The sequence below is a fragment of the Algoriphagus sp. PAP.12 genome (genome assembly GCF_026652115.1).
In the GTDB taxonomy this organism is placed as follows: Bacteria; Bacteroidota; Bacteroidia; order Cytophagales; family Cyclobacteriaceae; genus Algoriphagus.
Genome location: NZ_JAPPSQ010000039.1, coordinates 1 through 11,861 on the forward strand (window position 1 = coordinate 1; position 11,861 = coordinate 11,861).

Here is an 11,861-nt window from a genome sequence, read left to right on the forward strand (position 1 = left end):
ATTTTTGACGGGCTTTCTTATTTTGATTAAGATCAGAGGTTGTTTCTAAGCTACCTGAAGTCTCTTGAATTTGGACTTGTCGAATTTACTCTTGGCATATTCACCATCAATTACCAATTCTTTGATAGAATCATCCGAAGGTAATTCGTACATAGCGTCTGTAATGATCGCTTCGCAAATAGATCTTAGTCCTCTTGCACCCAAATTATACTCAACTGCTTTTTCAACGATAAAGTCAATTCCGCTTTCTTCAAAAACCAAATCAACGCCTTCCATCGCCAAAAGCTTGGTGTATTGTTTTGTCAAGGCATTTTTAGGTTCTGTAAGGATTCTTTTCAATGCGTCCTTGTGAAGAGGATCCAAATGAGTCAAAACTGGAAGACGACCAATTAATTCAGGAATCAAGCCAAAGGCCTTTAAATCCTGAGCAGTTACGTATTGCAAGAGATTCTCTCTGTCCGCCAAAGCCGCAGTGCCTGCTTTGCTAAAGCCAAGAGGTTGAGTATTGAGTCTTTTGGCAATATGTCTTGCGATACCATCAAATGCACCACCACAGATAAACAAGATATTCTCTGTGTTTACAGCGATCATCTTCTGATCAGGATGCTTCCTTCCTCCTTGAGGTGGGACGTTGACAACAGTACCTTCCAAAAGCTTCAGCATAGCCTGCTGAACTCCCTCTCCACTCACATCTCTCGTAATAGATGGGTTGTCGGACTTTCTTGCGATTTTGTCGATTTCGTCAATATAAACAATCCCTCTTTCTGCGGCTTCTACATTGTAGTCGGCAGCTTGAAGAAGTCTTGTCAAAATGCTTTCAACATCTTCGCCCACATATCCAGCCTCTGTTAAAACAGTTGCGTCAGCAATACAAAATGGAACCTCCAGGATTTTTGCCAAGGTCTTTGCTAGATAGGTTTTACCCGTACCGGTATCACCCACCATGATGATATTGGACTTTTCAATTTTGATTTCGTCCTGTTCATCTTTTTGTAACAATCGCTTGTAGTGATTGTATACAGCAACTGTAAGAACCTTTTTGGCATCTTCCTGTCCGATCACATATTGTCCCAGATAGGTGGTCAGTTCTTTTGGTTTCTTTAATTTAAACTTAGGTTTTGTAGCATCACTTTTCTTGGTTTTTTCTTCTTCTCCAAGAATCATGTGGGCTTGCTCGATACAGAAATTACAGATATGGGCAGAGATACCCGATACCATCAGATCTACATCTTTTTTATTTCTACCACAAAACGAGCAGGTTACTTGAGCCATTTTTTATTTTTTAACTAATACCTCGTCGATCAGGCCATAAGCTTTAGCTTCTGGAGCTTTCAACCAATAGTCACGATCAGAATCTCTTTCGATTTCTTCGAAAGTTTTGCCAGTATGATTGGCTAGGATTTGATACAATTCTTGTCTCATAGACAAGATCAATTTCAAGGAAATCTCCATATCACTGGATTGTCCTTGCATACCGCCTGATGGCTGGTGAATCATGACTCTTGAATGCTGAAGAGCTGATCTTTTGTCTTTGGCACCACCGGCAAGCAAAACTGCTCCCATAGAAGCAGCAATACCCGTACAGATAGTTGCAACATCCGGTCCGATGTATTGCATGGTGTCATAGATCCCCAAGCCTGCAGTCACTGAGCCACCCGGGCTATTGATGTACAGCAATACATCTTTCTTAGCATCCACTGATTCCAAGAATAGTAACTGGGCTACAATAATATTTGCTATGTGATCATCTACCCCTGTGCCTAGGAAAATGATACGGTCCATGATCAGTCTTGAAAACACATCGATCTCACGGAAGTTTTGAGGTCTTTCCTCAATCACAGAGCGAGTCATGTTTTCGATATGTTGGGTGTACTGGTCAAATGCAGTGCCGCTCACACCTTGATTGTGGATGGCGTATTTTCTGAATTCGTCTTTATTGATCATGTTATAAACGGTTGAAGTAAACAAAAATAAAAAAAGCCCTTAAATAAGGACTTTTTTATACGCTTAAAAGCAATTTAGTTTTCTAAAAGTTCCTTGAACTCGTCTATGCTAATGTCTTTTTCTTCTAGATCTATCTTGTCTTGAACAAATGATAGGACTTTCTCATTTTGAACTGATGTAAGCATGTTCATGTAGTTCTGCCCTTCTTCACCTTTCAGATAGTTGTCAACAAACATATCCATGCTGTCCTCCATCTGAGACCCAAGGCCTGAAGCTGCAAATTGCTCACGGATCATCTCTTTGGTTTTAGCGATCACGTCTTCGTGCTCAGCTTTGATGTCATGTGCTTTCGCCAATTCGTTGGATACCAAAGACCAGATCAACTGTTTCGCGTAGATAGGAAATTCCTTCTCAACGTCTTCAACAGTTACTTTGCCCTCGTTTGCTTTTAGCAACCATTCTTTCAAGAAGTCTTCTGGAAGATCTAAATTCGCATTGTCAACCAATACTTTTTTCAATTCTTCCTCGGTGAAAACTTTTGATTCTTTATCGTAGTTACCTTGAAGAGTTTCTTTCACTTTGGCAGTGAATTCTTCTTCAGTTTTTACTTGATCAGGACCGAAGATTTTGTCGAAGAATTCTTGATTCAATTCAGCTTCTTCAGTTCTGTTTACATTTTTGATAGTGAAAGTCAAAGCTCCTTGAACAGCTTCCGCCTCTTCAGCAGAAAGTCCGAAAGCTTCTTCCCACTGTCCTTTCTTTACATCTTTTGCTTCGAATTCGATGACAGTGTCTTTTCCTTGACCGATGAATTTACCAGCCAATTTTTTAGTGATTTTAGTCAAGTCCAAAGATACAGCCTTGTTGAAGCTAGTTTCAGCAGCTGCCAAGTCACCATAAACATGGTCACCAGCTTCTGCAGTTTCTGGATTTGTACTGTTACCATACTGAGACTTCAAGTTTTCGATAGTTTCTTCTACCAACTTGTCATCAACTTTGATAGAGTATTTAGTAGCCTTGATTTTTTTGTCCAAAGGCAATTCGAAGTTCTCCACAAAACCAATTTTGTATTCGAAGTCGAATTCTTTTTGAGTTTTCCAATCAATGCTGTCTTCTACGTTTTCAACAGGAAGTGGATCACCAAGCACGCGGAAAGTTTGTTCTTTCAAGTAGGAGTTCAATGATTCACCTAAGATGCCATTGATCTCTTCAACAAGTACAGAAGTTCCGTACATGTTTTTTACCATGGAAACAGGAGCCTTGCCAGGTCTAAAGCCACGAATGTTAGCTTTTTTGGCGTAGTCTTTCAGTTTCGCGTCTACCTTCGGTTGATAATCTGCCTCTGTTAGTTTAATTTTAATAGAAGCTTGATTTGCTGAGTGCTTGTCTAATGTGATTTCCAAAGCGCTTTTACGTTTAATTGAAGATGAACTAAAAACCCCCAATCTCTTTCCTGGTCAGTTGACGCAGTGGAGTGATTGAGGGTTCGGTATGTGTGCGGATGGAGGGACTCGAACCCCCATGCCTCGCGGCGCTAGATCCTAAGTCTAGTGCGTCTACCAATTTCGCCACATCCGCATTTTCATACAATTTGAACAGAAAAAATTCCTGTTTTCAATTGTGGATGCAAAGGTATGTACTAAATGATAATTTGCAAATGTGTGTTGAAAAAAAAATCGAAATGATTTGATAAAAATTTGTAGACTCCTACCAATTTTGTTGTAAATTCCTTCTGTATGATTCAAGTAGATGTAGAAGAAGAAAGAAAAGAGATTCTTAAGCGGTATCGAAGACTCCTTCGACACGCTAAACCTGTATTGAAGCCTGGTGATGCAAAATTCATTAAGCAGGCATTCAACGTTTCCCTCGAAGCCCATAAGGATATGAGAAGGAAGTCAGGAGAACCTTATATATATCACCCACTAGAAGTAGCCCTAATTTGTGTAGAGGAAATAGGGCTAGGGACAACTAGTATAGTAGCGGCTCTTCTACATGATGTAGTAGAGGATACCGACTGGGAATTGGAAGATATCGAACGGGAATTTGGTCCCAAAGTCATGACAATTATTGATGGGCTGACCAAGATTTCAGGTGTGTTTGAATATGGGAGTTCGCAGCAAGCTGAGAATTTCCGGAAAATGCTCCTCACACTTTCAGACGATGTCCGTGTAATTCTGATAAAAATTGCTGATAGACTCAATAATATGAGGACGCTAGGGAGTATGCCCCGGCATAAGCAATTGAAGATTTCTTCGGAAACTATGTATCTCTATGCTCCTCTTGCTCACAGATTGGGGTTGTATGCGATCAAATCTGAGTTGGAAGATTTGTATTTGAAATACACCGATACAGATACTTATAAGGATATTGTTGATAAAATCAATGAGTCAAAATCCTATAGAAATAAGTTCATCAAGTCTTTTATTCAACCGATAGAAGAGGAACTGACTCGGCAAGGATTCAGGTTCAGTATAAAAGGGCGACCTAAATCAGTCTACTCCATTTATAATAAAATGAAGAAGCAGGGGATACCTTTTGAGGAGGTGTATGACCTATTTGCCATTCGGATTATTCTGGAAAGTGAGTTGGAAAGCGAAAAGGCGGATTGCTGGCAGGTTTATTCAATAGTTACAGATTTTTATAAACCGAACCCAGATCGATTGAGGGATTGGATCAGTACTCCAAGGTCCAATGGTTATGAATCCTTACACACTACCGTAATGAGTAATACTGGACAGTGGGTGGAGGTTCAGATCCGAACCGATCGCATGGATGAAATTGCTGAAAGGGGATATGCCGCCCACTGGAAATACAAAGACAGCAGTGGTAAATCCAATTCTGGATTGGATGATTGGATTACGCAGGTACGAAGTATGCTGGAATCCAATGATGGCAATGCGATTGAATTCATGGATGATTTCAGAGGAAATTTATTTCATGAAGAAGTCTTCGTTTTTACCCCGAAAGGTGATTTGAAAGTATTGCCTTTTGGAGCTTCTGCCTTGGATTTTGCATTTGAAATCCATACCGAAATAGGAGCCAGATGTATTGGCGCCAAAGTCAATCAAAAGCTCGTTCCAATCAACCAAAAGCTGAAAAATGGTGATCAGGTAGAAATCCTAACTTCAAGCAAACAGCGTCCTAATGAGGATTGGCTCAATAGTGTTGTTACTTCCAGAGCGAAGGCGAAAATCAAAGATGCACTTCGAGAGGAGAAGAAGTCAGCGATTTTGGATGGCCGTGAAATTGTACAGAGAAAGCTCAAGCAAATGAAGATGGATTTCAACTCTGAGACCATTGAAAAGTTGAGGGCTTACTTTGAATTGAAGACTGCCAATGAGTTTTATTACAGAGTTGGGAAAGGTACCATTGATCCTACTTCCATCAAATCTTTCAAAGATTTCAAAGAGAATCAAAAACTCAAGCATAAAGCAATCCAGGAAAAGGTAAAAGACGAAAGTTCATTCACCAAAGAAATTAAGAGTCTCAAAGGTCCAGATCATGACCAGCTATTGATAGGAGAGGATATGGATGTGGTGGACTACATTTTGGCTAAGTGCTGTAATCCTATCCCAGGAGACGATGTGTTTGGTTTTGTGACAGTCAATGAAGGGATTAAAATCCATCGAACTTCCTGTCCAAATGCCTTGGAATTGCTCTCTAATCATGGAAATCGAGTGATAAAAGCACGCTGGACTAGTCAGAAAGAAATTGCCTTTTTGGCTGGACTTCATATAGTGGGGACAGATCGGGTGGGATTGATAAATGATGTCACCAAAGTAATTTCCAATGAATTGAAAGTAAATATGAGGTCGATCACTGTCGATTCTGATGCTGGAATTTTTGAAGGAACTATTAAGCTTTACGTCCATAGTACCGAACATCTAGATAAATTAATGAATAACCTTTCACAGGTCGAAGGAATCATCAAGGTTTCTCGCTTTGATTAGAGAAATGAATCTTTTATTGCCTGCAAAAGTTATATTTGAAAAAAATAGCTCAAAATGCCTTTGAATACAACTCATTTCGAAGAGGTAAAAAAAATATTTACAGCTTACTTAGAAAGTCAAAAGCTTCGAAAGACCCCAGAACGATACGCGATACTAGAGGAGATTTATAGTAGAACAGGACATTTTGATGTAGAGTCACTTTACATCAGTATGAAGAATAAGAATTACCGTGTCAGTCGGGCTACAGTATACAATACTTTAGATTTGTTGGTTGAGTGTGACTTGGTGACCAAACACCAGTTTGGGAAAAATTTGGCTCAATTTGAAAAATCTTATGGGTACAAGCAGCATGACCATTTGATCTGCGTGGATTGTAATAAAGTATTGGAATTTTGTGATCCACGTATCCAAAACATCCAAAATACCGTAGCAGAAATTCTAAACTTTGAAGTATTGCATCATTCCTTAATCATTTACGGAAATTGTAAAAAGGAGAATTGCGAAAATAGACCAACTGAATAATATGAAGCTTACCTATCAAACCGAAAAAGACGACAAAGCCCAATACTTATATATTAAAGGAGATTTGATTGGAGACGAAGTTGGTCCCAAACTAGTGGAAGTTGTTTCTGATGCTGTAGAGGAGGGAGTAAAAACTTTCGTTGTTGATTTGAGTGAAGTCAGATATATAAGTTCGTCAGGAATAGGCTTATTGATCACTATGTTGACCAAAATGAGAAATGTGGGCGGTGAAGTTTATTTAACTTCTCCCTCTGATCATGTGAAGAAATTGCTGATAATCACAAAGCTGAATAATATTTTCACTGTTTTTGACTCAGTAGAAGATTTCAAAAACAAAGATTGAATTTAGAGATATTTCAAAGAGAGTCAGCGGGATTAGGTTCTTGCTGACTTTTTCGTTTCATGGCAAAATGAATTATTTATCTTATTTCCCTTGGTTTTCTTTAGGCTAATCGCAAATTTCGCCCTTCAAAAACTCTTGAATAACCGTTTAGACCGGACATCAAATGAAGATGGATGTATTACTGGGTCTCCAGTGGGGAGATGAAGGAAAAGGCAAAATTGTAGATGTATTAGCTCCAGAATATGAAATCGTGGCTAGATTTCAAGGTGGTCCCAATGCTGGGCATACTTTGGAATTCGACGGTATCAAGCATGTATTGCATCAGATTCCTTCTGGGATTTTCAGATCCCAAATCTTGAATATTATTGGGAATGGTGTCGTTTTGGATCCCATTATCCTCAAAAAAGAAATAGATGGTTTAGGCAAGTTCTCCATTGATTACATGAAGAATCTTGTGATTTCTAAAAAGGCTACCATTATTATCCCGACTCATAAATTGCTTGATGCAGCTTATGAGCAGTCAAAAGGCGATAAAAAAATTGGTTCTACTTTAAAGGGAATCGGGCCGACTTATCAGGATAAAATCGGAAGATCAGCTTTGAGGGTTGGTGATATCCTAAGTCCTGAATTCCAAGAGAAATATACCGCGCTAGTAGATAAGCATAAAACCATTCTTTCTTTTTATAACTATCCTTTAGATCAGTTAGCAGAAATGGAAACTCAATTCTTTGATGCGATCCAATTCTTCCAAACATTGAACCTTATCGATAGTGAATATGAGGTGAATGATGCTTTGAATGAAAATAAAAGGATTCTGGCTGAAGGTGCGCAAGGCTCTCTTTTGGATGTGGATTTTGGATCTTATCCATTTGTAACTAGTTCAAGCACAATGACTGCGGGAGCATGTACAGGTCTTGGAGTTTCTCCTTCCAAAATCGGGGAGGTTTTCGGGATTTTCAAGGCTTACTGCACAAGAGTAGGAAGCGGTCCTTTCCCAACTGAGCTTTTTGATGCAGTTGGGGATGATATGAGGAAAGAAGGAAATGAATTTGGTAGCACAACTGGGCGTCCAAGAAGATGTGGCTGGTTGGATTTGCCTGCTCTTCGATACTCTATTATGATCAATGGGGTGACGCAACTATTCATGATGAAGGCTGATGTCCTGAATATCTTTGATGAAATCAAAGTTTGTACGCATTATGAATTGCCTTCTGGTGAAAAGATCGATCGCCTAAGTTTCGAAATTACTGATACGGAAGTGAAGCCGGTTTACAAAACATTGAGAGGTTGGAACTGTTCTTTGGAAGATGTCAGATCTTATGATGATTTCCCTGCGGAATTGAAAGAATATGTTTCTTATTTGGAGGATGAACTGAAAGTTCCGATCAAATTAGTCTCGGTTGGACCTGATAGAGTTCAGACCATCATGAAATAAAACTTCAAACCCCGGATTTTAACCATTCGGGGTTTTTTAATGAATTGGCGAAATTCATTTTGTATTTTGGAAATCTAAATCCAAAATCATTGAAATATCGCTTAATACTTTTACTCTTTTCAATTTTCGTTTTAGGTCTCCAAAAAGGATTTACCCAAGTTGGTTTTCCTTATTGTGAAACTTTTCAAACTGCCAATACTCAAGCCTCTACAATTTTTGGTGGATCTGCACAATTAGTAGGGGGTGTTCTGAGACTGACTACCAATCAAAATGATCAGAAGGGATACATATATATAGATGTTCCTTTCCCTTCTTCTTATGGTATAAAAGCTGAATTTGAATATTTCATGTATGGAGGATCTGGCGCTGATGGTTTGACAGTTTTCCTTTTTGATGCTGATGTTTCAAATTTTGCCCCGGGAGGATTTGGAGGGTCATTAGGCTATGCTCAAAAATCCGAACAGCCTGGTTTGACGGGCGCTTATATGGGCTTAGGATTTGACGTGTTTGGGAACTTTGCAAATTCGAGCGAGGGCAAAAGGGGAGGTTTTTTTGGTGGGGATAATAACTTATATCCTAATACCATTGCGCTAAGAAAAGGTGGTACAGGGATCAATGGATATGATTTTGTAGTGGGGAAAATCACAGATGACCCGCCATCAGGTGCTTCTGGTTTGGCTTTGGATGTTGATTATAGGTTTCCATTAAGTTCTGGTGGTGTAGGCACTCAAAGAGTTACAGATAGAAACAAGGTTGGATATAGGAAGGTGTTTTTTGAGCTTGAACCTAATCCTAATGGTATAGGCTATCTATTTAAACTGGAAATGGAAGTAACAACAGAAGAGGGAAAACCCAGGTTTGTTACAATTTTTCAAGATCAGGAATTCAATTTTCCTGCACCAGAGAACTTGAAAATAGGTTTTTCTGCTTCTACAGGGGGATTCAATAATTTTCATGAAATCAGAAATTTGATAGTTCAGGTTTCTGCGGAGGATGAATTGCAAGCTCCGATTGCAGTAGATTTTGATGATGTTGCCACATGTGAAGGACAAGAGAACCAATTTTATATAACTGATGAGGATATCGAGTTGCCAAATGAGAATTCGGAAATACGTTGTCTTCAGTTTTACCAAACAAGAGAAGCAATTTTAGCTCAATCCGAGGATATATGTACCCAGGCACGATGCCTTGAGCAAAATCGCTATTTGGTTTTACCGGAAGGCACTTTAGAGGCTGGAGAAAAAGGTGCTTATACATTTTTTCCAAATGTGGGTTTCGCGGGAAGTGAAGTCGAGGTTTATTATACGATTACAGATAATTATGGAAAGACTTCGGCAGGGAACAAGATTACTTTGAAGATACAGGAATCTCCAGAGCCGGTCTCCTTACTAGTCTCTGGTGAAAGTGAAACTGTTGAAGAAGTGAAATCCTGTCCTGGTGATCTTGTGGTATTTGAAGCGAAAGGGGAGGAGGAGTATGAAAGATTTGAATGGTATAGAGATGGAGTGCTCTTATCTGGAGAAGAATCCGCAAGATTAGAAACTGAAGAGGCAGGGCTATATGAAGTTTGGGCTTACAACAGGAAGAATTGTCCTGCTAAATCAAATCAGGTTGAGATTGTTTTTCCCCAATTTCCCGAATTGGAATTTGAAGATCTAATTGTAGGATGCGATCCTGGACAGCCAGTGAATATTTTCGAAGGGATAGATTCCTATGATCCTGAAAATTATGATTACCTATTAGTTGGGAATGGACTGGAGTTGGAGAATGAAGAAATATTGACGCTTGATGTAAGTGGTGGCTTTGAATTATATGGAAGACCTAAAGGATATACTTGTTATTCAGAACCTGTTTCTTTAGAAGTCTTCATACAAGATGTTGAGTTGGAAATAGGTTATGATTTTGTTGTTGCAGGCACAGATATTAGAGATGATGCCAGTGGGGGTATTTTTCCAAATGATCCAATTCAATTTACGGACATGTCAGATTCAAGGACAATTTATTGGAATTGGGATTTTGGAGATGGGGAAACTTCAACCGAAAGAGATCCTATCCACGTATATGGTAAAAAGGGAGAGTTTGATGTCGTGTTGACCATTACTGATCAATACGGATGTGAGAGATCTTTGACGAAGAGAGTTTCCATAACTAGGAGTTACCGAGTGATGGTTCCAACTGGTTTTACTCCTGAGATTGAGCCTAATATTTATTTTACTCCCAAATATAAGGGGCTAGTTAGCATAGAATTGTTGATATTTAATCTGTGGGGAGAGTTGATTTTCCAAACTGATGAGTTAAATGGACCAGGTTGGGATGGGACTTTGAATGGCGAGCTACTTGAGCCGGGAATTTTTTCCTACAGATTCAATGGAGTGGCAACAGATGGTGAAGTGGTTAAAAAAGGAGGAAAGTTTAAATTGATCCGATGAAAAAGCTGATTTTTTTACTTGGTTTTATTTTTTTGGTTTCCAGATATTCTTTTGGGCAGGATATTCAATACTCCCAGTTCTATGCAAACCCTTTTCATATTAACCCTGCCTTTGCCGGAAGTACGTCTGAAAGTAGGGTTGGAGTAAATTTCAGAAATCAATGGCCTTCATTGGATCAAAGCTTTATTGCATATACTGCATATGCCGATCACTTTTTTGAAGATATTTCGAGTGGAGTTGGTATTGTTTTTTCCGGTGCGAAAGAATCTTTCACCCAAAGCCAGCAATATGAAATAGGATTGGTTTATTCCTATCGCCTGCAGTTGGGTGATAAAAACTTTGTACAATTTGGAGCTCAAGCTAGTTATGCTGGGCGAGAGTCTATGTTTGACAAAGTGATTTTAGGCTCACAGTTAAATATTGACAATGGTCAGTATTACAGTTCAGCTGGAGATTTGTTCGAGGGTGATTCCAAATTAAGTTCCTTTGATGCAAATGCCGGTATTTTATTTTATGGCGAAAAATATTGGGTCGGCGGTTCGGCATATCATTTACTTGAGCCTCCGGTTAGTTATATAGAACCGGATTTATACAATCTTCCAGTTAGATATGGGTTGCATGGTGGATATAGAATTGATCTTGCTCCCGGAAATATCAATGATTATTTCAATAATACCGATCAAGAAAGGTCTCTGGCATTTGCATTCAATTATAAAAAGCAAGGTTTATACTCTCAATTAGACTTAGGGGCTGAATTTTATTTCCAGCCTTTAATCTTAGGATTATGGTATCGTGGTCTTCCGACCAAATATGAGTTACCAAATAATGAATCTTTAATAGCCTTGATCGGCTTTAGTTTAAAATCAGGATTGGAATTTGGCTATTCTTTTGACTTTTCAATTTCCAAAATGGGACAATCAGTTTCAGGAGGGGCTCATGAATTATCATTTAGGTATGTGTTTGTCCCAAGAAAAGGTAGAAAAAAGAGGTATGCCCCGCTTCCTACCTTTAGGTTCTAAGGTGTTTTTTAATCGATTCGAAATTTAATTTTTAAAATGGAAGTAAACCTCTAGTATATCTGTTGTTTTGTTTTTTAAAATTGTCGATAATCTCTAAAAAGTTTTGTAAAATTTTTCCGATTCGTTATCAGTTAGTTAGGTAATAGTTGTGATTTTTTTCTACTGGGGTATTGTGGAGTCGGATAATTCTCGGATATTTGCACTCCCAATCGACGCGAA

At 38.8% G+C, this 11,861-nt stretch carries 9 protein-coding genes and 1 tRNA gene; 6 read left to right on the top strand and 4 right to left on the bottom strand.

The genetic code is table 11. The features are described from left to right. Window positions 1–45: 45 nt before the first annotated feature. The 4 genes from clpX to O0V13_RS21055 form a co-directional block, all read right to left on the bottom strand. Window positions 46–1,272, bottom strand: a complete 1,227-nt coding sequence (gene clpX / locus O0V13_RS21040; protein ID WP_268036991.1) for an ATP-dependent Clp protease ATP-binding subunit ClpX — start codon at window positions 1,270–1,272, stop codon at window positions 46–48. Between the two features lie 3 nt (window positions 1,273–1,275). After that, window positions 1,276–1,944: a ClpP family protease gene (locus O0V13_RS21045; RefSeq protein ID WP_073573509.1), complete on the bottom strand. Its 669-nt coding sequence runs from the start codon at window positions 1,942–1,944 to the stop codon at window positions 1,276–1,278. Window positions 1,945–2,018: 74 nt separating this feature from the next. After that, window positions 2,019–3,347 (bottom strand): trigger factor, encoded by a 1,329-nt coding sequence (gene tig / locus O0V13_RS21050; RefSeq protein WP_268036992.1) that lies wholly within the window; start codon window positions 3,345–3,347, stop codon window positions 2,019–2,021. A 93-nt stretch (window positions 3,348–3,440) separates the two neighbouring features. Continuing rightward, a tRNA-Leu gene (locus O0V13_RS21055) sits at window positions 3,441–3,522 on the bottom strand. Window positions 3,523–3,680: 158 nt separating this feature from the next. Between O0V13_RS21055 and O0V13_RS21060 the strand changes: the two genes are divergently transcribed. The 6 genes from O0V13_RS21060 to O0V13_RS21085 all read left to right on the top strand — a co-directional run bounded on the left by O0V13_RS21060 (window position 3,681) and on the right by O0V13_RS21085 (window position 11,642). Next, the gene (locus O0V13_RS21060) at window positions 3,681–5,894 is read left to right on the top strand and encodes a RelA/SpoT family protein (protein ID WP_268036993.1); all 2,214 of its coding nucleotides are present in this window, start codon (window positions 3,681–3,683) and stop codon (window positions 5,892–5,894) included. 54 nt (window positions 5,895–5,948) lie between these two features. Then, window positions 5,949–6,416, top strand: a complete 468-nt coding sequence (locus O0V13_RS21065; protein WP_268036994.1) for a Fur family transcriptional regulator — start codon at window positions 5,949–5,951, stop codon at window positions 6,414–6,416. A gap of 1 nt (window position 6,417) precedes the next feature. Beyond that, window positions 6,418–6,759, top strand: a complete 342-nt coding sequence (locus O0V13_RS21070; RefSeq protein ID WP_268036995.1) for an STAS domain-containing protein — start codon at window positions 6,418–6,420, stop codon at window positions 6,757–6,759. Between the two features lie 163 nt (window positions 6,760–6,922). Next, the gene (locus tag O0V13_RS21075; RefSeq protein WP_268036996.1) at window positions 6,923–8,194 is read left to right on the top strand and encodes an adenylosuccinate synthase; all 1,272 of its coding nucleotides are present in this window, start codon (window positions 6,923–6,925) and stop codon (window positions 8,192–8,194) included. 89 nt (window positions 8,195–8,283) lie between these two features. Beyond that, complete coding sequence (locus O0V13_RS21080; RefSeq protein WP_268036997.1) at window positions 8,284–10,623, top strand: PKD domain-containing protein; 2,340 nt, start codon at window positions 8,284–8,286, stop codon at window positions 10,621–10,623. Then, window positions 10,620–11,642, top strand: coding sequence for a PorP/SprF family type IX secretion system membrane protein (locus tag O0V13_RS21085; protein ID WP_268036998.1), 1,023 nt, complete (start codon window positions 10,620–10,622; stop codon window positions 11,640–11,642). Before O0V13_RS21080 ends, O0V13_RS21085 begins: the two co-directional genes overlap by 4 nt. The last annotated feature ends 219 nt before the right edge of the window (window positions 11,643–11,861 follow it).

Coding starts and splice junctions, on each gene's coding strand:
- O0V13_RS21045 (WP_073573509.1), bottom strand. CDS start 1,944: ATGATCAATAAAGACGAATTCAGAAAATACGCCATCCACAATCAAGGT.
- O0V13_RS21085 (WP_268036998.1), top strand. CDS start 10,620: ATGAAAAAGCTGATTTTTTTACTTGGTTTTATTTTTTTGGTTTCCAGA.
- O0V13_RS21070 (WP_268036995.1), top strand. CDS start 6,418: ATGAAGCTTACCTATCAAACCGAAAAAGACGACAAAGCCCAATACTTA.
- clpX (WP_268036991.1), bottom strand. CDS start 1,272: ATGGCTCAAGTAACCTGCTCGTTTTGTGGTAGAAATAAAAAAGATGTA.
- O0V13_RS21065 (WP_268036994.1), top strand. CDS start 5,949: ATGCCTTTGAATACAACTCATTTCGAAGAGGTAAAAAAAATATTTACA.
- O0V13_RS21060 (WP_268036993.1), top strand. CDS start 3,681: ATGATTCAAGTAGATGTAGAAGAAGAAAGAAAAGAGATTCTTAAGCGG.
- O0V13_RS21075 (WP_268036996.1), top strand. CDS start 6,923: ATGAAGATGGATGTATTACTGGGTCTCCAGTGGGGAGATGAAGGAAAA.